This is a genomic window from Aurantimonas sp., assembly GCF_964217435.1.
In the GTDB taxonomy this organism is placed as follows: Bacteria; Pseudomonadota; Alphaproteobacteria; order Rhizobiales; family Rhizobiaceae; genus Aurantimonas; species Aurantimonas coralicida.
Genome location: NZ_CAXPJM010000010.1, coordinates 22,601 through 48,350, shown reverse-complemented (window position 1 = coordinate 48,350; position 25,750 = coordinate 22,601). Strand labels below are relative to the sequence as shown.

At 67.8% G+C, this 25,750-nt stretch carries 21 protein-coding genes and 1 riboswitch; of the genes, 19 read left to right on the top strand and 2 right to left on the bottom strand.

What is annotated here, in order from left to right:
* Positions 1-23: 23 nt before the first annotated feature.
* On the bottom strand, positions 24-1,538 hold the full coding sequence (locus ACEQX1_RS05065) for a UxaA family hydrolase (protein WP_277025664.1): 1,515 nt from the start codon (positions 1,536-1,538) through the stop codon (positions 24-26).
* A 184-nt stretch (positions 1,539-1,722) separates the two neighbouring features.
* Here ACEQX1_RS05065 and ACEQX1_RS05060 point away from each other — a divergent pair, with 184 nt between their 5' ends.
* The 11 genes from ACEQX1_RS05060 to ACEQX1_RS05010 all read left to right on the top strand — a co-directional run bounded on the left by ACEQX1_RS05060 (position 1,723) and on the right by ACEQX1_RS05010 (position 13,229).
* Positions 1,723-2,700 carry a sialic acid TRAP transporter substrate-binding protein SiaP gene (locus tag ACEQX1_RS05060; protein WP_187391655.1) on the top strand — a complete coding sequence of 326 codons (978 nt, stop codon included), beginning with the start codon at positions 1,723-1,725 and terminating at the stop codon, positions 2,698-2,700.
* Positions 2,701-2,772: 72 nt separating this feature from the next.
* The gene (locus ACEQX1_RS05055; RefSeq protein ID WP_024351838.1) at positions 2,773-3,354 is read left to right on the top strand and encodes a TRAP transporter small permease; all 582 of its coding nucleotides are present in this window, start codon (positions 2,773-2,775) and stop codon (positions 3,352-3,354) included.
* Between the two features lie 94 nt (positions 3,355-3,448).
* Positions 3,449-4,729, top strand: a complete 1,281-nt coding sequence (locus tag ACEQX1_RS05050) for a TRAP transporter large permease (protein ID WP_024351837.1) — start codon at positions 3,449-3,451, stop codon at positions 4,727-4,729.
* 162 nt (positions 4,730-4,891) lie between these two features.
* Positions 4,892-5,671, top strand: coding sequence for a succinate dehydrogenase iron-sulfur subunit (locus ACEQX1_RS05045; protein ID WP_009207956.1), 780 nt, complete (start codon positions 4,892-4,894; stop codon positions 5,669-5,671).
* 112 nt (positions 5,672-5,783) lie between these two features.
* Positions 5,784-6,626 carry a cell wall hydrolase gene (locus ACEQX1_RS05040; protein ID WP_370195371.1) on the top strand — a complete coding sequence of 281 codons (843 nt, stop codon included), beginning with the start codon at positions 5,784-5,786 and terminating at the stop codon, positions 6,624-6,626.
* A 177-nt stretch (positions 6,627-6,803) separates the two neighbouring features.
* On the top strand, positions 6,804-8,261 hold the full coding sequence (locus ACEQX1_RS05035) for an alkaline phosphatase D family protein (RefSeq protein ID WP_370195372.1): 1,458 nt from the start codon (positions 6,804-6,806) through the stop codon (positions 8,259-8,261).
* Positions 8,262-8,482: 221 nt separating this feature from the next.
* Positions 8,483-8,872, top strand: a complete 390-nt coding sequence (locus ACEQX1_RS05030; RefSeq protein WP_050767383.1) for a septal ring lytic transglycosylase RlpA family protein — start codon at positions 8,483-8,485, stop codon at positions 8,870-8,872.
* A 314-nt stretch (positions 8,873-9,186) separates the two neighbouring features.
* Positions 9,187-9,314, top strand: a riboswitch (TPP riboswitch).
* 121 nt (positions 9,315-9,435) lie between these two features.
* Positions 9,436-11,244 (top strand): phosphomethylpyrimidine synthase ThiC, encoded by a 1,809-nt coding sequence (thiC, locus tag ACEQX1_RS05025; RefSeq protein ID WP_370195373.1) that lies wholly within the window; start codon positions 9,436-9,438, stop codon positions 11,242-11,244.
* A 108-nt stretch (positions 11,245-11,352) separates the two neighbouring features.
* A complete protein-coding gene (locus ACEQX1_RS05020; protein ID WP_370195374.1) occupies positions 11,353-11,529 on the top strand; it encodes a hypothetical protein in 177 nt (58 codons plus the stop codon).
* 75 nt (positions 11,530-11,604) lie between these two features.
* The gene (locus ACEQX1_RS05015) at positions 11,605-12,387 is read left to right on the top strand and encodes a polysaccharide deacetylase family protein (protein WP_370195375.1); all 783 of its coding nucleotides are present in this window, start codon (positions 11,605-11,607) and stop codon (positions 12,385-12,387) included.
* The gene (locus tag ACEQX1_RS05010) at positions 12,384-13,229 is read left to right on the top strand and encodes an N-acetyltransferase family protein (RefSeq protein WP_370196574.1); all 846 of its coding nucleotides are present in this window, start codon (positions 12,384-12,386) and stop codon (positions 13,227-13,229) included. The genes ACEQX1_RS05015 and ACEQX1_RS05010 overlap by 4 nt, the downstream gene beginning before the upstream one ends.
* Before the next feature lie 4 nt (positions 13,230-13,233).
* Here the strand turns inward: ACEQX1_RS05010 and ACEQX1_RS05005 are convergent, their stop codons facing one another.
* A complete protein-coding gene (locus ACEQX1_RS05005; RefSeq protein ID WP_370196166.1) occupies positions 13,234-14,589 on the bottom strand; it encodes an adenylate/guanylate cyclase domain-containing protein in 1,356 nt (451 codons plus the stop codon).
* A 179-nt stretch (positions 14,590-14,768) separates the two neighbouring features.
* Between ACEQX1_RS05005 and ACEQX1_RS05000 the strand changes: the two genes are divergently transcribed.
* The 8 genes from ACEQX1_RS05000 (at position 14,769) to ACEQX1_RS04965 (ending at position 25,745) form a co-directional block, all read left to right on the top strand.
* On the top strand, positions 14,769-16,034 hold the full coding sequence (locus ACEQX1_RS05000) for a glycosyltransferase family protein (protein ID WP_370196167.1): 1,266 nt from the start codon (positions 14,769-14,771) through the stop codon (positions 16,032-16,034).
* Complete coding sequence (locus tag ACEQX1_RS04995; RefSeq protein ID WP_370196168.1) at positions 16,031-17,191, top strand: glycosyltransferase family 4 protein; 1,161 nt, start codon at positions 16,031-16,033, stop codon at positions 17,189-17,191. Before ACEQX1_RS05000 ends, ACEQX1_RS04995 begins: the two co-directional genes overlap by 4 nt.
* Positions 17,191-18,333 (top strand): glycosyltransferase family protein, encoded by a 1,143-nt coding sequence (locus ACEQX1_RS04990; RefSeq protein WP_370196169.1) that lies wholly within the window; start codon positions 17,191-17,193, stop codon positions 18,331-18,333. Before ACEQX1_RS04995 ends, ACEQX1_RS04990 begins: the two co-directional genes overlap by 1 nt.
* 237 nt (positions 18,334-18,570) lie before the next feature.
* Positions 18,571-20,421: a dipeptide ABC transporter ATP-binding protein gene (locus ACEQX1_RS04985; RefSeq protein ID WP_370196597.1), complete on the top strand. Its 1,851-nt coding sequence runs from the start codon at positions 18,571-18,573 to the stop codon at positions 20,419-20,421.
* A gap of 1 nt (position 20,422) precedes the next feature.
* Entirely contained in the window at positions 20,423-23,164 is a 2,742-nt protein-coding gene (locus ACEQX1_RS04980; RefSeq protein WP_370196170.1) for an ABC transporter transmembrane domain-containing protein, read from the top strand.
* A 34-nt stretch (positions 23,165-23,198) separates the two neighbouring features.
* Positions 23,199-23,654, top strand: coding sequence for a cyclic nucleotide-binding domain-containing protein (locus tag ACEQX1_RS04975; RefSeq protein ID WP_029703611.1), 456 nt, complete (start codon positions 23,199-23,201; stop codon positions 23,652-23,654).
* Entirely contained in the window at positions 23,651-24,529 is an 879-nt protein-coding gene (locus tag ACEQX1_RS04970; protein ID WP_370196172.1) for an MBL fold metallo-hydrolase, read from the top strand. The genes ACEQX1_RS04975 and ACEQX1_RS04970 overlap by 4 nt, the downstream gene beginning before the upstream one ends.
* Positions 24,507-25,745 (top strand): adenylate/guanylate cyclase domain-containing protein, encoded by a 1,239-nt coding sequence (locus tag ACEQX1_RS04965; protein WP_370196173.1) that lies wholly within the window; start codon positions 24,507-24,509, stop codon positions 25,743-25,745. Before ACEQX1_RS04970 ends, ACEQX1_RS04965 begins: the two co-directional genes overlap by 23 nt.
* The last annotated feature ends 5 nt before the right edge of the window (positions 25,746-25,750 follow it).

Below are 25,750 nucleotides of genomic sequence, written 5' to 3'. Positions count from 1 at the left end.
CGGCCGCCCGTACCCGATCCTGACTACATGGTCGCGCCGATCTGCCAGGGCACGAATTCATAGTCACCGAGCCCCTGTGCCTCGGACTTCGACATCTCGCCGGAGGCGACGCGCAGCAGCAATTCGTAGATCTCGCGGCCGGCGGCCTCTATCGACAGCCCCTCCGAGACGATCCGGCCGCAGTCGACGTCCATGTCCTCGGACAATTTGCGATACATCTCGGTGTTGGTGGCGATCTTGATCGACGGCGAGGGCTTGAAGCCTGCGGCCGAGCCGCGACCGGTGGTGAAGGCGACGAGGTTGCAGCCCGAGGCGATCTGGCCGGTCACCGAGGCGGGGTCGTAGCCGGGCGAATCCATGAAGACGAAGCCGCGCGTATTGACCGGTTCCCCGTAACGAAAGACGCCGTTGAGCGGCGACGTGCCGCCCTTGGCCGCGGCGCCCAGCGACTTTTCCAGGATGGTGGTCAGGCCGCCCTTCTTGTTGCCGGGCGACGGGTTGTTGTCCATCGAGCCCTTGTTGCGGGCGGTATAATCCTCCCACCACTCAATCAGCTTGACCAGCTTGCGGCCGGTCTTCTCGTCCTTGGCGCGGCGGGTCAGCAGATGCTCGGCGCCGTAGATCTCCGGCGTTTCGGCGAGGACACCGGTGCCGCCCTGGGCGACCAGCAGGTCGCAGGCATAGCCGAGCGCCGGATTGGCGGTGATGCCCGACCAGGCGTCGGAGCCGCCGCACTGGAGCGCGACCATCAGTTCGGACGCCGGGCAGGGCTCGCGACGCGCCTCGTTGGCGATGGGCAGCATGGCGCGAACCCGCTCGACGCCGATCTCGACCGTGCGGCGCAGGCCCGCCACGTCCTGGATGTTCATGGCGTGGAACATCGGGCCCTTCTCGATCCCGAAGGCTTCCAGCAGCCAGTCGATCTGGTTCACCTCGCAGCCGAGGCCGACCATCAGCACGCCGGCGACGTTGGGATGGCGGGCATAGCCCCACATGATCCGCTGCAGCGCCTCGAAGCCCTCGCCATCGCCGCCCATGCCGCAGCCGGTGCCGTGGACGAAGGCGGTGACGCCGTCGACATTGGGATAGGCCGCCAGCTCCTCCGGCCCGAAGGCCTCGGCGATCTTGCGGGCCGCCGTGGCTGAGCAGTTGACGGAGGTGATCACCGCGATGGTGTTGCGGGTGCCGACCCGGCCGTCCTTGCGGCGATAGCCCATGAAGGTGTCGCGCTGGTCCTCGGGCACCATGGCGACCGGCCGCAGGTCGGTCGAGAAATCGTAATTGTGGGCCGTGCCGCGGAACTCGACATTCTGGGTGTGGACGTGGCTGCCGGGCGCGATGTCCTCGGCGGCGTAGCCGATGATCTGCGCATATTTGATCACCGGCGTTCCGGCGGGAATGGCCCGGGTGGCGATCTTGTGGCCGCGCGGGACCAGTCCGAGCGTCGTCGTCTCCTCGACCGCGGCGCCGGTTTCCAGCGCCTTCAGCGCCGTGACCACGTTGTCCGAAGGGTCGAGGCGCACCGTATTCGTCGACATGTCTGAACTATCCTCTGTCTCGACCGATCGCACCGACCGGATACCTCGCCGCGCCGCTGCCCGCCTCATTTTGCGTCGCCGCCCTTGCGGCAGCGATCGTCAAGAACGACGATGGGGCCATTGCGCTGTGGGATGCAATCAATATGATCGCCTGAAAACAGTGTATACATTGGGGAGGAACAAGATGAAATACACACAGCATGTACTGGCTCTTTCGGCCGCGACTGCCATTGCGCTCACCGCGCAGCCGGCCTTCGCCCAGACGGCGCTGAAATTCGCCCATGTCTACGAGTCCAGCGAGCCGTACCATACCTGCGCGGTGGAGGCGTCGGACAAGCTGAAGGCGGCGACGGAGGATCGCTATTCCTTCGAGGTGTTCCCGGCGTCCTCGCTCGGCAAGGAAGTCGACATCAACGAAGGCCTCGGCCTCGGCACCGTCGACGTGATCTATACCGGCCAGCTCTTCGCCGGCCGCGCCTACGGCCCGATCGCCATCGGCGGCGCGCCCTTCATGTTCCGCGGCTACGACCACTGGGACGCGTTCCGCAACTCCGATCTCTTCAAGGAGCTGGCCGCCGGCTACAACGAGGCGACCGGCAACCACGTCGTCGCCACCACCTATTACGGCCAGCGGCACGTGACGGCGAACAAGCCGATCAACACGCCGGCCGACATGGAGGGCATGAAGATCCGGGTGCCGAATGCCCCGCTCTACATGATGTTCCCGAAGGCGGTGAACGCCAATCCGACGCCGATCGCCTTCGCTGAGGTCTATCTGGCGCTGCAGCAGGGCACGGTGGACGGCCAGGAGAACCCGCTGCCGACCATCCAGGCCAAGAAGTTCTACGAGGTGCAGACGGACATCTCGCTGACCGCCCATATCAACGATGCGCTCCTGACCATCGTCGGCGGCCCGACCTGGGACCAGATGGACGAGGCCGACCGGACGGCGCTCTCCGACGTGCTCAAGGAAACCGCCGACTGCGCCACCACGCAGGTGCGCGAGAACGAGGCCAAGCTCGCCGAGTGGTTCCGCGAGCAGGGCGTCAATGTCCACGAGGTCGACATCACGCCGTTCCGCGAGGCGACGATGAAGCTGCATAACGGCCCCGACGCCACCTGGGACCAGGAGACCTACGACCGCCTCCAGGCGATCGAATAGTCTCCTTTCCCTCGGAAGTCTCGCCGGGCGCGCTCAGCGCGCCCGGCCTGTCTCCTCGTTCCGGATGCGGTCATGGCGTCACCTGAAATCGAACCCGGCCCGGAAGCGGGCGTGCAGCCGCTGGAGCCGAACCCCTTCGCCGACCAGCCCGTCGATCTGTCCGATCTGCGCTGGAGCGACGGCGTGGTCTTCGGCGTCTTCTGGCTCCTGGCCTTCGTGGTCTTCCTGCAGTTCTTCACGCGCTACGTGCTCAACAATTCCCTCGGCTGGACTGAGGAGATCGCGCGCTTCCTGCTGATCGCGGTCACCTTCATCGGCGCGATCATGGCGGCCCGCAAGGAAAGCCACATCGCGGTCGAGCTGTTCTACCGCTATCTGCCGCGGCGGGGCCGCTTCGTGGCGCAGATCACCGTCGATGTCATCACGCTGGTCTTCTACGGCGCCATGGGCTGGTTCTGCGTCCAGCTCGCCGGCCGCACGCACCAGAAGATGGTCTCGATCGACGTGCCGAAATCCTCCGTCTACTGGGGCGTTTCGGTCTGTTTCGCGCTGATGACCGTCTATGCGCTCATCGCCCTGATCCGCCATTGGCGCAGTGGCACCAGCCGGCTGATCGACCCGGAACGCTTCGCGCTGACGGGCACCGGCCTTTGATGCCCAGGCGCGCCGCTGCCTCCCATTCCTTCGCATGCGATGCCGGGCCGGTGCGCCCGGCCGGTCGCGGCCTTACCTGTTGTTCGGGGTTTCCATGCTGCTGACGATGCTGTTCGTGCTGCTTCTGGGGATGATCATCCTCGGCGTGCCGGTCGCCATCGCGCTGGCGGGCTCCTCGGCGATCTTCATCCTGGTCGAGGGCAGGGTCCCCGACGTCGTGGTCATTCATCGCATGATCAACGGCGTCGATTCCTTCCCGTTGTTGGCCATCCCCTTCTTCATTCTCGCCGGCAACCTGATGAATGCCGCCGGCATCACCGAGCGGATCTTCGACTTCGCCAAGGCGATCTTCGGCTGGATGCGCGGCGGCCTCGGCCATGTGAATGTCGGCGCCTCGGTGATCTTCGCCGGCATGTCGGGCGCGGCGGTGGCCGATGCCGGCGGCCTCGGCGCCATCGAGATCAAGGCGATGCGCGACGCCAATTACGAGCCGGGCTTTGCGGTCGGCATCACCGCCGCGTCATCGACCATCGGGCCGATCATTCCGCCCTCCCTGCCGATGGTGATCTACGGCGTCGTCGCCGGCGCCTCGATCGGCCAGCTCTTCGCCGCCGGCTTCATTCCGGGCCTGCTGATGGCCGTCTCGCTGATGGCGATGATCGCGATCTATGCCCGCCGCCGCAATTATCCGGTCGACCAGCCTTTCAAGCTGTCGATCCTCGGCTTCACCTTCAAGCGCGCCTTCCTGTCGCTGATGACGCCGGTGATCATCGTCGGCGGCATCCTGACCGGCGCCTTCACGCCGACGGAAGCGGCGATCGCGGCCTGTGCCTGGGCGCTGATCCTCGGCCTCGTGGTCTATCGCACGCTGACGCTGAAGCGGTTCCTGCGGGTCTCCTTCGACACGATCGAGACCACTGCCGTCGTCCTGTTCATCGTCGCCGCGGCCTCGATCTTCGCCTGGATCCTGACCTCCAACCGGGCGCCGGAGCAGTTCGCCGCGCTGATCCTGACGATCTCCGACAATCCGTGGGTCGTCCTGCTTTTGATCAACCTGATCCTGCTGATCGTCGGCTGCTTCATGGAGACCGTGGCGGCGATCACCATCCTGACGCCGGTGCTGCTGCCGATCGCCATGCAGATGGGCGTCGATCCGGTGCATTTCGGGGTGATCATGGTGCTCAACCTGATGATCGGCCTGTTGACCCCGCCGATCGGCATGGTGCTCTACGTCCTGTCGCGGGTGTCGGGCATTCCGTTCGAGCGCTGCATGTCGGCGACGGCGCCCTTCCTGGTGCCGCTCTTCGTGGTGCTGTTCCTGATCACCTTCATCCCGGCTCTGACCATGTGGCTGCCGACGCTGATCTATCGCTGAGGCAGGCGTCACCCGGCAACGGCCGCGAGACAACGTCGCAGACACCGGAAAACGGCCGGACTTCAAACGATTTGAAGCCTTTCCGCGCCGTTTCGTCTCTGGTGTTTTGCAGCGCACGCTTTATGTTGCGAACGATTCCAGAAAGGCACCGGATACATCCTCATGGTCGAACTTGCCCTCCCGAAGAACTCCACCATCAATCCCGGCAAGGTGTGGGACAAGCCGGCGGGCGCGACGAATGTGCGCGAGTTCAAGATCTATCGCTGGTCGCCGGACGACGAGGAAAACCCGCGGACCGACACCTATTACGTCGACACCGACGATTGCGGCCCGATGGTTCTCGACGCGCTGTTGTGGATCAAGAACAAGGTCGATTCGACCCTGTCGCTGCGCCGCTCCTGCCGCGAGGGCATCTGCGGCTCCTGCGCCATGAACATCGACGGCTCCAACACGCTGGCCTGCACCAAGGGCATGGACGAGATCCGCGGCGCCGTGAAGGTCTATCCGCTGCCGCACATGCCGGTGATCAAGGATCTGATCCCGGATCTGACGGTGCCCTATACCCAGCTGCGCTCGATCGAGCCGTGGCTGAAAACCGACACGCCCGAGCCCGAGCGCGAATGGCGCCAGAGCCATGAGGACCGCGAGAAGCTCGACGGTCTCTACGAGTGCATCCTGTGCTTCTGCTGCCAGACCTCGTGCCCATCCTATTGGTGGAATGGCGACCGCTATCTCGGCCCGGCCGTGTTGCTGCAGGCCTATCGCTGGCTGATCGATTCCCGCGACGAGGCGACCGGCGAGCGGCTCGACGATCTGGAAGATCCGTTCAAGCTCTATCGCTGCCACACCATCATGAACTGCACCCAGTCCTGCCCGAAGGGACTGAACCCGGCCAAGGCGATCGCCGAGATCCGCAAGATGATGATCGAACGCCGGGTCTGACCCGGCGGCAGGCGCGGCGATTCGGCAACACCGGCCGGCGGAATCGCTTGCCGGTGTCATTCCCGGACACGCCGCCCCGTTTGCCGACACATTTCGTGACCACGACAGCGCCATGAGCACGTTGTCGATCCGCGGCCGTCTGCCGGCCCTTGCCACCCTTCTGTCCGCTGCCGTCCTGTCCGGCTGTGTCGGCGCACCGGAGATCGAGGAGGTGGTGTCACCCCTCAGCTACGGTCCGAGCCAGGAATGCCTCGCCCGGGCGATGTTCTTCGAATCCAACCGCTCCAGCCGCGAGGGCATGCTCGCCGTCGGCACCGTGGTGATGAACCGCGTCGGCTCGCCGAGCTATCCCGATTCCGTCTGCGACGTGGTCGCCCAGCCCAAGCAGTTCGCGCCCGGCGTGATGACCCGCGACATGGGGGCCGGCAAGGAACTGGCGATGCAGACCGCCCATGAGGTGCTGTCCGGCAAGCGCCATGCCCAGGTGGGTGACGCCAAGTTCTTCCACACGGCGGGCCTGAGCTTCGGCTACGGCAACATGCACTACAAGGTGATTGCCGGCGGCAACGCCTTCTACCAGAAGATCTCCCGCGACCAGCGCAGCGCCGGCTTCCGCATGGCGTCCCAGGCGGAGGTCCGCAAGCAGGGTGCCGCCGCGGCCATCGACGAGGTCCGCACCGCCGCCGTCGCGCCGAGCCCGGAACCGGACACGTCCGCCCCGGCCGGTCTCGCGACGGCCACCGCCATGGCGCCGCGCAAGACTACCGGTAACGAGGCCAATCCCTTCCTCACGCTCTGGCAGGGGCTGACCGAACAACCGGCCCGCGCCGACAGCGGCAAGGGCGGACGCGTTCGTGCGGCGGACGCCGCCGCGCCGACCCCGGATGCCGCCGATACGGCCACGCTCGACGCCCGCATGCAGGCGTTGCCCGGCGTCCAGACCACCACCGACTGAGTTCGGCCGGCGCGGGGCTCTGCGGAGGCCGCAAGCCCTGTCGATTCCGCCGGCGTCCGATCGTCCGGCCCGCGTGATGGCAGCATTGCGGTCGGCATGGCAGCCATGGCTTCCTATATGGCGGGGCGAGACCGAAGCCGGGACGGGCATCGGTCACAGCCAAGCCGGCAGGAGCCGATGACCGAGACCGTTTCCGCCGCCGATCCGCTTCCGGACCGGATCGGCCCGATCCTCTATGCACGCGGCGGCGATGGCCGGCGCGACCATCTCGCTGCGATCCTTGTCCTGGACGAAGCGGCCGCGGCGCCCGACCTGTTCGCCGCGGGCGAGGCGACGCAGCCGATAGCGCTGGCCACGAGGTTCGGCCGCACGGTCTGGCGCTACGATTTCTCGCTGCCGGCCGGCACCACCAGCTCCTACCGCATCGACGAGACCGACTATGCCGTCGTCAGCCCCGAGGGCGGCGCGGCGCGCATCGCCTATGTCTCCTGCAACGGCCAGGAGAATGGGGATCTCACGCGCGACATCGCCGAGCGCGACGCCATGTGGACCCGGCTCACCGCCGAGCACGGCCGCGCGCCCTTTTCCCTGATGCTGCAGGGCGGCGACCAGCTCTATGCCGACGACGTCCTCGCCTGTCATCCGGATGTGCAGCGCTGGACCAGGCTGAAGCCCGACGAGCGCGGCACCGTGCCGCTGACCGACGCGGCCCGGGCGGCGATCCGGCGCTTCTATTTCGAGCGCTATCTGATCAGCTTCGCCCGGCCCGCCATGGGGGCGATGTCGGCCCATGTGCCGTCCGTGTCGATGTGGGACGACCATGACATCATCGACGGCTGGGGCAGCCATCCGGCAGCGCTTCTGGACAGTCCCGTCGGGCGCGGCCTGTTCGAGGCGGCGCGCGAGATGTTCCTGATCTTCCAGCTGGCGGCGGACGAGGCGGATCTGCCGGCGATCGCGCTGGACCGGCAGGCGCGCAGCCTGGGCGTCGCGGTGCGCTATCCGGGCCTGACGATCCTCGCGCCGGACCTGCGCAGCGAACGCCGTCCCGACCGGGTGATGGGGCCGGTCGGATGGAAGAGCTTCGAGACGGCCTTGGAGTCGACGCCGGAGCCGGACCGGATCGTGCTCATGTCCAGCGTGCCGGTGCTCGGGCCGCGGCTGAGCTGGGCCGAGCTCGTCGCCGGCATCGTGCCGCGGGTCGCCAAGCTGTCGGACGATCTGCGCGACCAGTGGCAGAGCCGGGCGCATCGGCGCGAATGGATCCGCTGCCTGCAATGCCTGGCCGATCGCGCCGAGCGAGCCGTCGGCGGGCTCGTGGTCGTTTCCGGCGAAATCCACCTGGCGACGCGCGGCGAGATGCGGCTTCTGAACGGGAGTGTGATGCACCAGCTCGTCGCGTCCGGCATTTCCCACCCCGCGCCCGGGCCGGCCTATCCGTTTGCGCTCGGCCTTCTCGCGCGGGTCGGCGAGAGCCCGCTGCGCGGCCGGAAGATCCGCTTGCGGCCGCTGCCGTCCCGCAGCGCGACCTATACGAGCGAGCGCAACTACCTTGTCCTGTCGCAGGACGGCATGGACTGGCAGGCCGAATGGGAACTGGAGGACAGCGGCCGCACCCCGCCGCTCGCGGTCTGACCGGTTGAGGCGGCATCGGCGCGAATGCGACATCGCTGTCGCATTCAGCACAGGGCTCGGACGGAAATTCTTCGTTTGGGTTCAGGACGATACGCCAGGGCCCGAAAAGTTCCGCTGTCGTAGAAAGACCCTATTGCTGCCAGAGTCCGTCCTTTTTCTCGTCACAGGAATTGACGAAGGAGGCGGCGTCGCAAACGTCGCATCTCAAGGACATGCCAAGAATGAAGTTTCTGCCGAAGGCCGCTCTCGCGGCCGCGCTTTTCGCCGGAACGATGGTCGGTTCGTACTCCGCCGCAATCACTCCGGTCGTAGCCGAAACGAAGTCCGCGGCCTCGGGTTCCGCCTCTTATTACGGAAAGCGCTTTCATGGTCGCCGCACGGCGAACGGCGAAAGCTTCAACATGAATTCTATGACGGCGGCTCACAAGACGCTGCCCTTCGGCACCAAGGTGCGCGTCACCAACCGTCGCAACGGCAAGTCCGTCGTCGTGCGCATCAACGACCGCGGCCCGTATCATGGCGGCCGGATCATCGACCTGTCGCGCGCCGCGGCCTCGAAGATCGGCATGATCCATTCGGGCACCGCCAAGGTCAGCCTCGACATCCTCTAGGGTCTCGGCTCTGCCGGCCGCATGACGGGGCGCTGGCCGCCCGCATGTGACACACATCTCGTCCGACGGCGCCGCTCGCGCCGCGGACCGCCCGCGACACCCATCGCGGGCCTCTGGCTTGGGCTTTGCCCCTGACCACCTCCCGGCCGTCCCGGCCCGCGGCGCATCGCTTGCGTTGCCGCCGCGATGTCCCGATCGGCGCAGCCAATCCTGCTTCCCGTCTTCCCGCTCTCGGTCTCTTCGCGTCGTCGCGCCGGTCTTGTCCGACGACGGCTGCAACCGCTGTTGACACCCCCACGGGGGCTGCTACCGTCCGCTCGTCCAAGGGGAGTTCCGGCAAGGAACTGAGAGGCCGACGGCCGCCGATCATCGGCGAAGCGCGCGGCGACCCTACGAACCTGATCCAGTTCATACTGGCGTAGGGATGGGAAAGCCGCCGACCTCTCCGGCCCGCAATGCGGGCCAATCCCCCGACGACAGGGGCGATCCGACAGGCCGACGAGAGTTTTCGATCACCGAAAGCAGAACTGGATCTCCGACGCGAGCGCGACTGGAGAACCAAGATGAATGCCGTGACACCCACCGTCACCGCCGGCCCGCTGCCGGCCTCCCGCAAGATCTACCTGGCCGGAACGGCCTTTCCCGATATCCGCGTGCCGATGCGCGCAATCACCGTGCACCCGACCGCGGGCGAGCCCGACGTCATCGTCTATGATCCGTCTGGCCCCTATACCGACAGCCAGATCGAGACCGACATCGCCAAGGGCCTGCCGCGCATCCGCGAGAGCTGGATCGCGGCCCGCGGCGACACCGAGTTCTACGAGGGCCGCGCGGTGCAGCCCGAGGACAACGGCAATCTGCCGGCTGAGAAGCTGACGCCGGAATTTCCGGTTCGCAACGCCCCGCGCCGGGCGACGGGCGGGCGCGCCGTGACCCAGTACGAATATGCCCGCGCCGGCATCGTCACCGCCGAGATGGAGTTCGTCGCGATCCGCGAGAATCTCGGCCGGGCCGAGGCCAAGCGCGCGCTGGAGCGCGACGGCGAGCCGTATTCGGCGGCGATCCCGGATTTCATCACCCCGGAATGGGTGCGCGACGAGGTCGCCTCCGGGCGTGCGATCATCCCGGCCAACATCAACCATCCGGAAGTCGAGCCGATGGCGATCGGCCGCAACTTCCTGGTCAAGATCAACGCCAATATCGGCAATTCCGCCGTCACCTCCTCGATGGCCGAGGAAGTGGAGAAGATGGTCTGGGCGATCCGCTGGGGCGCCGACACGGTGATGGACCTGTCCACCGGCCGCAACATCCACAACATCCGCGACTGGATCATCCGCAATGCGCCGGTGCCGATCGGCACGGTGCCGATCTACCAGGCGCTGGAGAAGGTGAACGGCATCGCCGAGGACCTGACCTGGGAGGTGTTCCGCGACACGCTGATCGAGCAGGCCGAGCAGGGGGTCGACTATTTCACCATCCATGCCGGGGTGCGGCTGTCGCATATTCCGCTGACGGTGGACCGGACGACGGGCATCGTGTCGCGCGGCGGCTCGATCATGGCGAAGTGGTGCCTGCACCACCACCGCGAGAGCTTTCTCTACGAGCATTTCGAGGAGATCGCTGATATCTGCCGGGCCTATGACGTGTCCTTCTCCATGGGCGACGGCCTGCGCCCCGGCTCGATCGCCGATGCCAACGACGCGGCACAGTTCGCCGAGCTCGACACGCTGGGCGAGCTCACGAAGATCGCCTGGGCCAAGGGCTGCCAGGTGATGATCGAGGGGCCGGGCCATGTGCCGATGCACAAGGTGAAGGAGAATGTCGACCGCCAGATGCGGGTCTGCGGCGAGGCGCCGTTCTACACGCTCGGACCCTTGGTCACCGATATCGCGCCGGGCTACGACCACATCACATCGGGCATCGGTGCGGCGATGATCGGCTGGTTCGGCACGGCGATGCTCTGCTACGTTACGCCGAAGGAGCATCTGGGCCTGCCGGACCGCGACGACGTGAAGGTCGGCGTCGTCACCTACAAGATCGCGGCCCATGCCGCAGATCTCGCCAAGGGCCATCCGGCGGCGCAGCTGCGCGACGACGCCCTGAGCCGGGCGCGCTTCGAGTTTCGCTGGGAGGACCAGTTCAACCTCTCCCTCGACCCGGAGACGGCGCGCTCCTTCCACGACCAGACGCTGCCCAAGGAGGCGCACAAGGTGGCGCATTTCTGCTCCATGTGCGGCCCGAAATTCTGCTCCATGAAGATCTCCCACGACATCCGCGCCGAGGCGCAGAAGGAGGGCATGGAGAAGATGGCGCAGAAATATCGCGAGGGCGGCGATCTCTACATGCCTGCCGGCGACGTGCCGGCCGAGTAGGGCCAGCGAAGCGGAGGCGGCGGCGCGCTGCCGCCTCCTATGCCCCCCAAGTGGAACGGGGGGGGCATTTTGGTGGTTAGGCGTTCGACTGCATCAGGAGGACGCGCAATGGCCGATCCGAAGGCTCCCAGACACGATCAAAAGCCCGCCGATGGCGGCGTCCTCGACAATGCGCTGCAGCGCACCGACAACTCCTTTGCCGGCAAAGAGCCCGACGAGCGGCTGATCGGCACCGATATTCCGGACGACGAACAGGACGCCGAGGAAGACGAAGAAAGAGACTGACCGTCTCCTGCTCCGGCCGATCGGTCGTGCCGCGCCGCAATTGCCCGCGCGCCCGATCGCCGCTAAAGCCGCGCCATGCGCAACGCTGACGATCTTCTGAGCGAACTCGACGCCTGGCACGATGCCGGCCGGCGGATCGACATGTGGTGGCGGGACGACGACGCGATGGCCGCGACGCCAGCGCTCGAGGCGCTAATTGCCGCTGCGCACCGCCATGCGGCACCGCTGGCGCTGGCGGTCATTCCCGCTGGGCTGGCGGACAGCCTGATCGCCCATCGCGGCGATCCGCTCCTCACCGTTCTCCAGCATGGCCACGCGCACAGGAACCAGGCCGCGACCGGCGGGCGCGCCGTGGAATGCGGCGGCGACCGGCCTCTGGCCGAGGTGCTGGTGGAGTTCGACGAGGGGCGCAGGCGTCTGGCAGCGGCGTTCGGCGACCGTTTCGTGCCGGTGATGGTGCCGCCCTGGAACCGGATCGAGCCGGCGGTGGCCGAGGCATTGCCGGCCATGGGCTATGCCGGCATCTCGGTGTTCGGGCCGCGCCAGACCGTGTCGCCACAGGCGGCCTGCCGGCATGTGAACGCCCATCTCGATCTTCTCACCTGGAAGGGCGGCGCCCGTTTCGCCGGGCACGACAAGCTGGTCCGGCTGGCCGCCGAGCGCCTCGCCGACCGGCGGCTCGGCCGCAGCGATCCAGCCGAGCCCTTCGGCATCCTCACCCACCATCTCGTCCACGACGCCGAGACCTGGGCGTTTCTCGACGAATTGCTGGCCCTTTTCGCCGCCCATCCGGCGATCCAATGGCGCGATGCGGGGGCGTTGTTCGCCGGCGCACCGACGGACGAACTGGTCCGATGAGCGCGACCGTGCGGCCGGCGCGCGCCGGCGACATCGCCGCGGTGGTCGAACTCCTGCACACCCGCATGAACGCGAAGATTCCGCGCGAGCGCTGGGCCCGGCTGCTCGACTATCCCTGGCGGCCGGAGGGGGTCGAGCGCGGCTGGCTGGTGGAGGATGACGGGCATGTCGTCGGCTTCATGGGCACGATCTACAGCGACCGCGTGATCGGCGGCCAGTTGCGGCGCTTCTGCGATCTCTCCTCCTGGTATCTTCTCGCCGATTATCGCGGCGACGGCACCGGCGACGATCTGCTGCGCTCGGGCATGGCCCAGCCCGGCGTCACCTACCAGACCATGACGGCCCGCCGAGCCACTGGCCGCAAGATCCGGGCGCTGGGCTTTTCGGTGCTCGACGACAGCCGCAGCCTGTTCCGGCCGAGCGGGGCGCCGGGGCGCCTGCCGGTGCTGCGGGATGCGGCGGCGATCCGCGAGCGGCTCGATCCCGCGCAGCGGGTTGTCCTCGACGCCCATGCCGGCTTCGACCTGCACCACGCTATCATCAGTGACACCTGGCTGGTCTGGCAGCGCAAGTTGAAGGGCGAGGCGATCGCCTATCACGAGATCCTGCATGCCAGCGATCCGGCGTTCCTGTCGGCGCATGCGCAGGGTATTGCCGACAGCATCGTGACCGGCGAGCGCGGCGTCCTCGCCATCGACACGCGCTTCATGACGCCGGGCGACGACCAAGGCACGGTGGAAACGATCAGGCTGCCGCGCTGGTATCGCCCGGCGGATGTCGCGCCCCGCGATGTCGACCATCTGCATTCGGAGGTGATCCTCCTCGACCAGAAGCTGCCCTGAGCACTCAGGCGAAGGCGACGAGGTCGAGCGGGGCGTCCACTCCCTGTACCTGCCGGCGATCGAGGCGGGTCAGGCTGGCGGCGGCGGGCGGGCGAAATCCCTGCGCCTGCGCCATGTCGAGGCTGGCCTGGGTGGTCAGGCCAAGGGTCTGCTCGACCTTGTTGTGCTTCTCCAGCTTGGCGGCGAGGTTCACCGGATCGCCGATCACGGTGTATTCGAGCCGGTGCTCGTCGCCGAGCGCGGTGAAGACGACGGTTCCGGCGGTCGCCGCGCCGTTGACGCGCAGGCCGATCGGACCGAAGCGCATCTCCATCTCCTGCGCCCACTCCCGGGACAGAGTGAGGATTTCGCAGAGGGCCGCAAGGGCCTCGGCGGCGGCTGTCCGCGACGGCCTTGTCGCCCCGAAGGTCGCCAAGAGGCCGTCGCCGAGATATTTGTCGACGATGCCGCCATGGCGCTCGATCACCGGCACGATGCGGGCGTGCAGTCCGACCAGCACCTCGACCACCTGCCGGGCGTCGTGCCGGGCCATGAAGCCGGTGAAGCCGCGAATGTCGAGGATGACAATGGCCGCCTCGCGCTCCTCGGCGTCGCCGGCCACCACCGATTCCGCCGACGTGACGATGGCGCGCTCCACATCGGCCGGCAGGAAGCGGCGGATCTCCTCGCGCTCGATATGCTCCAGCGTCGCCGCCGCCAGGAGCCGCTTGGCCCGCACGAGGGCAAGCGCCAGGACGGTGGTGAGGACGAGGATCGCGACGATCTTGTCGATCTCGGCGCCGACCAGGATGCCGTCGCCGTGGATATAGGCAACGAAGCTGCGGGTGATGGCGTCGGTGCCCTCGGCATCGATGGCATAGAGCGTCAGCCCGACCCAGCCGAGCGCCGCGGCAGCGCCGGTCGCCAGCACCCAGGCCGGATCGAAGCGGAAGGCGCGAATGGCGATGAAGACGAAGACATACATCACCGTCGGCGCCTTCAGGGAGAAGCTGGCGCCCTGGCCGTACTGGACGTGGAAATACCAGACGAGACCGTAGAGCAGCGCGATGTCGACGAGGACCGACAGGCCGAGAAACCAGGCCGGCAGGCGGATCCGGTAGGACAGGAACAGGCGCAGGGCGGTGAAGCAGAGATAGACCGCGAGGCTGATCGGCACCGGATGCTGCATCTCGCTGTCCACCGGACGCGGCGACACCAGATAGAGTGCGGTGATGAACAGGCCGATGCCGAGCTGGACCCAGCCGATCAACCGTTCGCTGCGGATTTCGAAGCGATCCACGACCTCGCGCACGCGCTCGGGAATGGCGCGGCTGGATTCGCGACGGGCGAAGGGCGCCAGCAGCTTGTTTCGGTTGCTCACGTCGGTTTCGCCCGGTAAGTGGCCCTCATGAACGCTCCGTCCCCGGCTGTGGTCATTGCGGTCGATCCGTCGCGGCGGTAGACGGGCGCGGTTTCCCCGGGGACACGCGCGCTTGCGTCGGGGCCGGAAAATGGCCAGTGTGTCCCGGTCGAGCAGGGTCGGAGCGGCAGGAGTATCTGATGAAAGCCCGGCCTCCGCGCGTTCTCATCTACAGTCACGACACCTACGGTCTCGGCCATCTGCGCCGCTGCCGGGTGATCGCGCAGGCCCTAGTGGCGCACCGGCCCGACATCTCGATCCTCATCGTAGCAGGCTCGCCCATCGTCGGCTCGTTCAGTTTTCCGCCCCAGGTCGATTTCATTCGCGTGCCCGGCGTCGTCAAGCTCGGCGCCGACACCTACGCCCCGTCCAATCCGGGCCTGTCGCTGGAGGATCTGACCGAGATCCGCAGCGCGATCATCCGCTCGACCGCCGAAATCTTCGATCCCGACATCTTCATCGTCGACAAGGAGCCGCTCGGCATGCGCGGCGAGGTCGAGGCGACGCTGCATCACCTCAAGACCACCGGCGCCCGGCTGGTGCTGGGGCTGCGCGACATCATGGACGAGCCGTCGCGGCTGATCGAGGAATGGACCCGCAAGGAGGCCTTCGGCGCCGTCGAGAATTATTACGACGACATCTGGATCTACGGGCTGCCGGAAATCTGCGATCCGCTGGCCGATATCGGCGTCTCGGACGCGGTGCGGCGCAAGGCGACCTTCACCGGCTATCTGCAGCGCGCGGACGAGCCCTCGGGCGCGCTGCCGGATCGCATCCGGATCGGCGAGCGACCCTATGTGCTGGTCACCACCGGCGGCGGCGGCGACGGCGCCCAGCTGGTGGACTGGGTGCTGCGGGCCTACGAGACCGATCCGTCGATCGGCGTGCGGGCCAAGATCGTTCTCGGTCCCTTCATGGAGACCGGCTACCAGACGGATTTCCAGCGGCGCGCGGCTCGCCTCGACAGCGTCGACCTGATCACCTTCGCCGCCAGTATCGAGCCGTTGATCGAGCGGGCCGCCGGCATGGTCGCGATGGGCGGCTACAACACGTTCTGCGAGATCCTCTCCTTCGACAAGCCGGCCGTGGTCGTGCCGCGCCGCCAGCCTCGGCTGGAGCAGTATATCCGTGCCTCGCAGGCCCAGGAGCTCGGCCTGATCGCCATGCTGCTGGACGACGAGATCGACAATCCCGGCGCCATGGCCGATGCCATCCGCGCGCTGCCGGGACAGGCGCGACCGCGCTCGGTGGCGGTGGACGGCATTCTCGACGGCCTGAAGACGATCTGCGAGCTGGCCGACGGCTACATCGCGGCCGGGCGCCATTCGGGCAGCGCCAGCCGCGGCGTCTCCGATGGCGACAAATGGGCGCCTGCCCGGACCCTGCCCAAGACCGGCACTGCATGAACATCGCGTTCTACGCGCCGATGAAATCTCCCGATGATCCGCGGCCATCCGGCGACCGCACCGTGGCGCGTGGCCTGATCGAGGCCCTTCGGCTGGCCGGCCACGGCGTCGTGGTGCCGTCGCGCTTTCGCAGCCACGACCGCGGCGACCCGGCGCGGCAGGCGCGCCTGCAGACGATTGGGGGACGGCTGGCCGAGCGGCTGCTGCGGCAAGGCAGGATGGCGAAGCCCCGGATCGACCTCTGGTTCACCTACCATCTCTACCACAAGGCGCCGGACTGGCTGGGACCGCGCGTCGCCACGGCGCTCGGCATTCCCTATGTCGTCGCCGAAGCCTCGGTCGCGGGCAAGCAGCGCGGCGGACGCTGGGCGCAGGGGTTCGACGCCAGCCTCGTGGCCCTGTCGCGCGCCGACCTCGTCATCGGCCTCAACCCGGCGGACAAGGCAGGCGTCATGCCCTGGCTCGGGGCCGAGACCGCCTACCGGGCGCTGCCGCCCTTCGTCGATACGCAGCCTTGGCGGGCAGCGGCCGGGCGGCGCACCGACACCCGCGCAGCCCTGGCCGCACGACATGGCCTGTGGCCGGAGCGGCCCTGGCTGATCGCCGCGGCGATGATGCGCGAGGACCAGAAGCTGGCCTCCTATCGCCTGCTGGCGGAGGCTCTGGGCAGGCTCGACGGCGCGGCCTTTGACGTCCTCATCGTCGGTGCCGGCCCGGCCGAGCCGCAGGTGCGCGCCGCCTTCGCCGGCCTGTCCTGCCGGGTGGCGTTCCATGGTGCCGCGACGCCCCATGAGATACCCGACCTCTTCGCCGCGGCCGATCTCGCCGTCTGGCCGGCGATCAAGGAATCCTGGAGCATGGCACTGCTCGAGGCGCAGGCGGCGGGGCTTCCGGCGGTGGCGGGCAACAGCGGCGGTGTCTCCGGCATCGTCGAGGATGGAATCACGGGACTGCTCACGCCGGAAGGCGATGCGGAGGCCTTCGCCGCCGCGGTGCGCCGGCTGCTCGATCCGGGGCTGCGGACCCGCATGGGCACAGCGGCATCCAGGCGGGCGGAGCGGCATCATTCGCTGGAAGCAGCCTCCGCGGCGCTAGACGCCGCGCTGTCCGACACGCTCGGACGGCCCACACCAACAGGAAAGGCGGAGACGGCCTGATGCGCGTTCTCTTTCATGTCCAGCATCTGCTGGGCGTCGGCCATCTGCGGCGCGGCGAACTCCTCACCAATGCCATGGCCCGGCGCGGCATGGAGGTGACGGTGGCGCTCGGCGGCATGCCGGTCGCGGAAATGCCCTTCGCCAACGCCGAGGTGGTGCAATTGCCGCCGACCCATATCGACGGCGCCAATTTCAAGACGCTCTACGATGCCGAGGGCGAGCCGATCACCGACGCATGGCGTGCGGCTCGGCGCGACGCGCTGCTGGCGCTCTATGAGAAGGTCCAGCCGGACGTCGTGCTCCTGGAGATGTTCCCCTTCGGACGCTGGCGCTTCAATTTCGAGCTGGTGCCGCTGCTGGAACGGGCGTCGCGCGACAAGCCGCGGGTCAAATGCGTGACCTCGGTGCGCGACATCCTGGTGGAGACCAAGCATGCCGAGCGGGCCGCCAAGGGCGCCGCGCTGGCGCGCGAGCATCTCGACGCCGTGCTCGTCCATTCCGATCCGTCGCTCTTCACCTTCGCCGAGACCTACCCCCATGCCGGCGAGATCGACGATCTCATCCGCTATACCGGCTATGTCACGGAGCCGGCCGAGCGCGGCGCAGCGCCGGGCAACGGCGAGGTGATCGTGTCGGCCGGCGGCGGCGCGGCCGCCGGCGCTTTGATGCGCACGGTCATGGCGGCGCGGCCGCATACGCCGCTCGCCGACCGGGTCTGGCGTTTCCTGACCGGGCCGCGCATGGCCGAGGACGAGTTCCAGGCATTGGCGGCGCTGGCCGACGAGACGACCATCGTGAAGCGCTTCGAGACCAACTTCCAGGAGCGGCTCGACGGCTGCGCCCTGTCGATCTCGCAGGCCGGCTACAACACGGTGATGAACCTCCTGCGCGCCGAAGCGCGGGCCGTCGTCGTGCCCTATGACGAGGGCGAGGAGACCGAGCAATGGTTCCGCTCCGAGCGCATGGGGAAGATGGGGCTCCTGTCGGTGGTGCCGACCTCGCGCCTGTCGGCCGAGACCATGGCTGCGGCGGTGACCGAGGCCTGGCAGTGCGAGGCGGGGGCGCGCCCCACGATCGATCTGGAGGGCGCGGCGAACGCCGCAGCGACGATCGCCGCCATGGCCGGCGGTGCGGGCGAGTGAGCCGAGGCGGGCAAAGGATCGCAAAATCTGCATGACTTGCCGCGCGGTTCCGTGCTGCAATCGCAACGCCCGTGCGCGAAGGACCATGCCGCGGAGCCGAAGAGGTGGAATGAGCGGATGCCAGGGGGAAGCGGTGCCTCGGTGCTGGACCGGCCGATAGACACGCCGGACCGGCCCGCATCGGTCGCCGCGCGGCCATTGCTTGCGATCGAGAACCTGTCCATCGAATTCCAGTCGATGGCCGGGACGGTGAAGGCCGTCAGCGGCCTGTCCCTCAGCGTCGGCGCGGGGCGCACCGTGGCGCTGGTCGGGGAATCGGGCTCCGGCAAGACCGTGACGTCCCAGGCCATTCTCGGCCTGCTGCCGAAGAGCGCGGTGATCACCGGCGGCAGCATCCATTTCGACGATCCGTTGCAGGGCCCGGTCGACCTCGCCGCCATGTCGCCGCGCAGCCCCCGCTTCCGGGCGGTGCGCGGGCAGTCGATCTCGATCGTCTTCCAGGAACCGATGACCTCCTTCTCGCCGCTGCACACGCTCGGCGACCAGATCGGCGAGGTGCTGGAGGTGCACGGTCGCGCCTCCGGCGCCGAGGCGCGCGAGCGGACCATCGAGACCTTGCGGCTGGTCAGGTTTCCCGAGCCCGAGCGGGCGCTGAAATCCTATCCGTTCGAGCTGTCTGGCGGGCTGCGCCAGCGGGCGATGATCGCCATGGCGCTGATCTGCAAGCCGGCGCTGCTGATCGCCGACGAGCCGACGACGGCGCTCGACGTGACGCTGCAGGCGCAGATCATCAAGCTGCTGCGCGAGATGCAGGGCGAGCTCGGCATGGCCGTCCTGCTGATCACCCACGACCTCGGCGTCGTCGCCAACCTGGCCGAGGACGTCGTGGTGATGCACCACGGCAAGGTGGTGGAGTCCGGGTCGTCCGGGACGATCTTCGCCGATCCGCAGCACCCCTATCTGATCTCGCTGATGAAGGCGGTGCCCGATCTCGACCAGACGGAATCGCCCCGGCTGAAGCCGATCCGCGAGATCAAGGTGGACGCCGGCGCGCTGATGCGGCGCGAGCCATCGGGCGCTGTCGGCGCGCCGCTGCTGGAGCTGAAAGGGGTCGCCAAGAGCTTTTCCCGGCGCGGCGACCGGCGGCTTTTTTCCAGCGCGCCGGCGCCCAGCATCCATGCGCTGAAGGACGTCTCGCTGACCATCCGCCGCGGTGAGTGCCTCGGCCTCGTCGGCGAATCCGGCTCCGGCAAGACGACGCTTGCCCGCGCGATCATGCAGGCGGTGCAGGTCGACAGGGGCGCCATGCTGTTCGACACGCCCGACGGGCCTCTCGACCTCGTCACGGCCGACCGCAGCCAGCTCTTCGCCGTCCGCAACCGGCTGCAATATGTCTTCCAGGACCCGTTCTCGTCCCTCGATCCGCGCATGACGGTCGGGGCGATCCTCGCCGAACCGTTCGAGATCCACGCGGTTTGCGACCGGGCGGAGCGCCGCGTGCGCGTCGAGCGGCTGCTGGCCGCCGTCGGGCTGGAGCCGCAGCATGCCGGCCGCTATCCGCACAGCTTTTCCGGTGGCCAGCGCCAGCGGATCGGCATTGCCCGCGCCCTGGCGCTGGAGCCGGAATTCCTGATCTGCGACGAGCCGGTGGCCGCGCTCGACGTGTCGGTGCAGGCGCAGATCCTCAATCTGCTCAGGGATCTGCAGCGCCTGTGCGGCCTGACCTATCTGTTCATCTCGCACAATCTGGCGGTGGTGAACTATGTCGCCGACCGCATTGCGGTGATGTGCGATGGCGAGATCGTGGAACTGGCGCCGCGCGCGGCGTTCTTCGAGGACGCCTTGCATCCCTATACGCAGATGCTGATGCAGGCGGTGCCGCACGCCGATCCGCAGCGGCCGCTGGATTTCGCCCATCTGCCGCCGGTGGGCGAGATCGGCCAGCGCAACTGGCCGGCGCCGTTCACGGCCGAGCCCGGCGTCGCCCGGCCGCTGCTGGAGGCCCGGCCGGGACATTTCGTGCGGGCCGCCAATCTCGACTTCCTCGCCGGACGGCCAGCGCCATCGCCGGCGACGGAGCGGCGCTGACATGGCGGCAGCGGACGAACTCGACGAGAGCATCTTCCGCTATGTCTGGCGCCATTCGCGGCCCCAGCAGATCTGGCTGTTCGCCGTCCTCCTGGTCTCGCTGCCATTCCTGTATCTGACGCTCGACCTGCCGAAGCGGATCGTCAACGGGCCGATCCAGGGCGACTGGGCGCCGGGCCAGACCGAGACGCTGTTCGCGGTCTCGCTGCCGCTGCCGGGCTTTCTGGGCGGCGGCGAACTGGCGCTGTTCGACGGCGTCGAGCTCGACCGGCTCGGCGTGCTCCTGTGGCTCAGCCTGACCTTCCTGTTCTTCGTGATCGTCAACGGGCTCTTCAAATTCTATCTGTCGAACTACAAGGGGCGGCTCGGCGAGCAGCTTCTGCGGCGACTGCGGTTCCAGCTCGTCGACCTGGTGCTGCGGTTCCCGACCGCCCGTTTCAAGCAGGTGCGCGGCCCCGAGATCTCCTCCATGATCAAGGACGAGACCGAGCCGGTGGGCGGCTTCGGCGGCAGCGCCTTCGCCGACCCCGCCCTGCTGCTCAGCCAGGCCGGCACCGGTCTCTTCTTCATCTTCCTGCAGAATGTCTGGCTCGGCGCGGTGGCCGGCGGCGTCGTGCTCCTGCAGCTCATCCTGATCCCGCAGATGCGCCGGCGGCTGGTCAGGCTCGCCCGGGCAAGGCAGATCACCGCCCGGCTCCTGTCGGGCCGGATCGGCGAGATCGTCGAGAGCATCCCCTCGATCCGCACCAACGACACCTCCAACTGGGAGCGCGCCGAGCTCGGCAGCCGGCTCGGCCGCATCCTGTCGATCCGCTACGACTTCTTCCGCTGGAAGTTCTTCGTCAATTTCATCAACAACCTGCTCGCCCAGATCACTCCCTTCATCTTCTATCTGGCCGGCGGCTATCTGGTGATCGCCGGGCGGCTCGACATCGGCCAGCTCGTGGCGGTCATCGCCGCCTACAAGGAGCTGCCTGGGCCGCTGAAGGAGCTGATCGCCTGGGACCAGTTCCGGGTCGACGTGCAGTCGAAATACGCCCAGATCCGCGAGCAGTTCGTGATGGGCAACCTGATCTCGCCCGACGTCCAGAAGCTATCCTACGAGACGCCGCCGCGGATCGAGCGGGAGATCGCCATCTCGGGGCTGCGCATCGCCGACGATTCCGGCAACGACCTCCTCGAGCCCACCAGCCTGCGGCTGGCGCCGGGCGAAGCGATCGCGGCCTCGGGGCCGATCGGCGGCGGGGCCGAATATCTTGCCGAGGCCCTGGTGCGGCTGGCCGACGCCGCGTCGGGCCGCATCAGCATCGACGGCCATGCGCTGGACGGGTTGCCCGACGCCTTTGTCGGGCGCCGCATCGCCTATGCCACCTCGGGGCTGTATTTCCCGCAAATGTCGATCCGCGACGCGCTGGTCTACGGACTGCGCCATGCACCGCTGGTGCCGGCGGGCGGGGACCGCGCCGCCAGCGAGGCGCGCCAGCTCGAAGCCCGGGCGTCGGGCAACAGCGACCTCGACGTCGATGGGGACTGGATCGACTACGCGGCGGCCGGCATCACCGGGCCGCACGAACTGCACGGCCGCCTTGCGCAGGTGCTGGACGTCGCCGATTTCCGCATCGACATCGCCCGGCTCGGGCTGCGCAACCGGGTGCCGGCGGACCTGCCCGAGGAGACCTGCGCCCATGTCCTGAAGGCCCGCGGGCGCTTCCGCGAACGGCTCGCGGAAGGCGGCGACGAGGTCTATTTCGAATCCTTCGATCCGGCCCGCTATTCCGACTATGCGACGGTCCTGGAGAACATCGTCTTCGGCATCGCCCTGCCGGAAGCCGCCGAGGAGATGCCGCTGGCCGCCCGGCCGCAGATGGTCGCCGTCCTGGAGGAGGCGGGGCTCGACGACCTACTGCACGAGATGGGCCGGCAGATCGCCGAGACGGTGATCGAGATCTTCGGCGATCTGGCGCCGGACAGTCCGTTGATGGACAATGTCGACCTGATGACGCCGGAAGAGGTCGACGGCTACAAGGCGGCGCTGCGGCGCGCCGCGACCGACGGCAGCACCAGCGAGCGTCGACGCGACCGGCGCGCCTTCCAGGAGCTGGCCTTCGGCTATATCGAGCCCCGCCATCGGCTCGGACTGCTCGACGACGATATCAAGGCGGCGGTCCTGTCGGCCCGTGCGCGGCTTCTGGAGCGCATGGACCCCGAGCTTGCCCAGGCTGTGTCGATGCATGTGCCGGGGGCGATCAACCCGGCCGCCAGTTTCCAGGACAACATCCTCTTCGGCCGCGTCGTCGACCGCTATGCCGAAGCCTCGGCGCGCATCAACGAGGTGCTGGTGGCGACCCTGCGCGAGACCGGCCTGTCGCAGACGGTGTTCGAGATCGGACTGGATTTCGACGTTGGCAGCGGCGCCAAGCGGCTGTCGTCGGGCCAGCAGCAGAAGCTGGCTCTCGCCCGAGCGCTGCTCAAGCGCGCCGATCTCCTGGTTCTCAACCGGCCGCTGTCGTCACTTGACGGGGAGAGCCAGCGGGAGACTATTGTGCGTGTCCTCGCATCCCGTGCGGCACTCGGCATCGAACGGCAGACGATCTTCTGGGTCCTGAGCCACGCCGAACATGCGGAGCTCTTCGACCGGAGACTGGAATTCAAGGACGGGCGCATGATCACGAACTCGACGGGGGCCGAAACGCGTCCGCACGGGTCGGATGCTGCGCGCGACGACACCGAAGTGGCCGGATGACCGAGAGGACGACGTGACACTGCTCAAATCTGAAATGGACCTGCTTCGTTCGGTCCCGATCTTCGCCGGCATGGAACCCAGCCGGCTGAAGCTCATCGCCTTCACCTCGGATTCGATCGCCTATCGCCAGGGGCAGGTCATGTGCCGGCAGGGCGAGCGTGGCGATTCCGCCTATGTGCTCGTCGCCGGCGAGGCCGATGTCTCGATCGAGACGGAAGACGGCGACTTCGTGGTGGCGACGCTCGGACCCGGCGACGTGGTCGGCGAGATCGCCATCCTGTGCGACACGCCGCGCACCGCGACCGTCACGGCGAAGAGCGACGTCTCGGCCCTGCGGGTGCGCAAGGAGTGCTTCCTGCAATTGCTGCGCCAGTTTCCGGAGATCGCCGCCGAGGTGATGCGCGGACTGGCCGAGCGCCTGACCCACATGAACCAGGAACTGGTGGCGGCGCGCAACCGGGCCGCCATCGCTCCGGACGCCGCAGATTGAGCCGGTTCGAGCTCACCGTCTGGGGCGCACGCGGCAGCATACCGGCACCGGCGGCGGCCAATACCCGCTACGGCAGCGACACCAGCTGCGTCGAGGTGCGTTGCGGCGACCGGGTGCTGGTCTTCGACGCAGGCACCGGCATCGTGGGCTGCGGGCGCAAGCTTTACGAGGAGCAGGTCGGCGAGATCGACATCCTGCTCACCCATTGCCATTTCGACCACATCATCGGCCTGCCCTTCGTGATCCCGCTCTACAAGGACCACGCGGCGGTGCGCATCCATGCCGGCCATTTCCTCGACGACACGACCTGCCGGGACATGGTCGAGCGGTTCATGCGGCCGCCCTATTTCCCGGTGACGCCGAAGCAGTTCGCCGCCCATATCGACTATCGCGACTTCCGTCCGCCCGCGGTCCTCGACCTCGGCGACGGCATCATCGTGCGCACGGTTCGCCTCAACCATCCGAACGGGGCGGTCGGCTACCGGGTCGACTTCGAGGGCCGCTCGATCTGCTACATCACCGATACCGAGCACGAGCCGGGCACGCGTGACGAGGCGGTTGCCGCCTTCGTCGCCGGGGCCGAGGTGATGATCTACGATTCCACCTATAGCGACGAGGACATGGCGAAGTACCGCGGCTTCGGCCACTCCACCTGGCAGGAGGGGGTTCGCCTGTGTCAGGCCGGCGGCATCGACAGGCTGGTCATCTTCCACCACGACGTCCTGCGGACCGATGCTTCGCTGGCAAAGCTCGCCGAGGAGGCGCAGGCGCGTTTCGCCGGCGCGCGCATCGGTGCGACCGGCCTGACGCTGGCGATCGGCGAGGACGGAACGGTAACGGAAAGTCACGACGATGGGACTGGCCAAGCAGGTTGACGACTGGCTGCTGAAGCAGTCGCTGGGCAAGAGCGACATCCAGACGATCTTTCGCGATCTCTGTCTGCGGCTCACCGGCATCGGCGTGCCGATCGCGCGGGCGCGGCTGAACTGGCCAACCCTGCATCCGCTGTTTCGCGCCGAGATGGTCAAGTGGCATCGCGACGAGGATGTCGGGATCGAGCATTTCCACCACCAGGACGCCAATACCGACGCGTGGCAGCGCAGTCCGCTGCGCTACATGGTGGAGGCCGACATTCCGGTGCTGCGGCGGCGCCTCTCGGGGCCCGGCAAGCTCCTGGATTTCGCCATTCTCGAGGAACTCGCGGCGGCCGGCTACACCGACTACATCGCCCTGAAGACCGAATTCTCGCAACCGGGCGCCTATAGCGAGTTGCAGGCGCGGGGCGTCATCGTGATCTGGGCGAGCGACCGGGCGAGTGGCTTCACCGACGAGGATCTCGACATCCTGCAGGAAATCCAGCTCACCTTCGCGCTGGTCTGCAAGACGATCATCCAGTCCCAGATCATGACCAACATCGTCGAGACCTATCTGGGGCGAAAGGCCGGCCGGAGCGTTCTCGACGGCAATATCCGGCTCGGCGACGGCGCTACGACGAAGGCGCTGGTCTGGTATTCGGATTTGCGCGATTCCACACGGCTGACCGGTACGCTCGACAGCGACGCCTTCCTGAAGCTCCTCAACGACTATTTCGAATGCGCGACCCGGCCGGCGATCGAAGCGGGCGGCGAGGTGCTGGCCTTCATCGGCGATGCGGTGCTGGTGATCTTCCCGCTCGGCGACGGCCCGATCGACGGGCCCGGCATCACGGCCGAGGTGCAGCAGGCCGTGGCCCAATCCTTCGCCCTGCGCGACGCGACCAACGCGGCGCGCCGTGAGCGCGGTCTCGATCTCATCGAATTCGGCGTCGGCCTGAATGTCGGCAGCGTCGTCTTCGGCAATATCGGCGTGCCCGAAAGGCTGGCCTTCACGGTGATCGGCTCGACGGTGACCGAGGTCGAGCGCATCGAGAAGCTGACCAAGACGGTGGAGACCAACGTGCTCGCCAGCGCCGAGGTCGCAGCCCTGTCGCCGGACGACTGGATCTCGGTCGGGGCCCATGCGCTGAACGGCGTGGAGCGCCGGATGGAACTGTTCACGCCGCGCCGGAACGCTGCCGCAGCCGCCGACGCGCCGGTGCGCGCCGTCTCCTGAGCGCT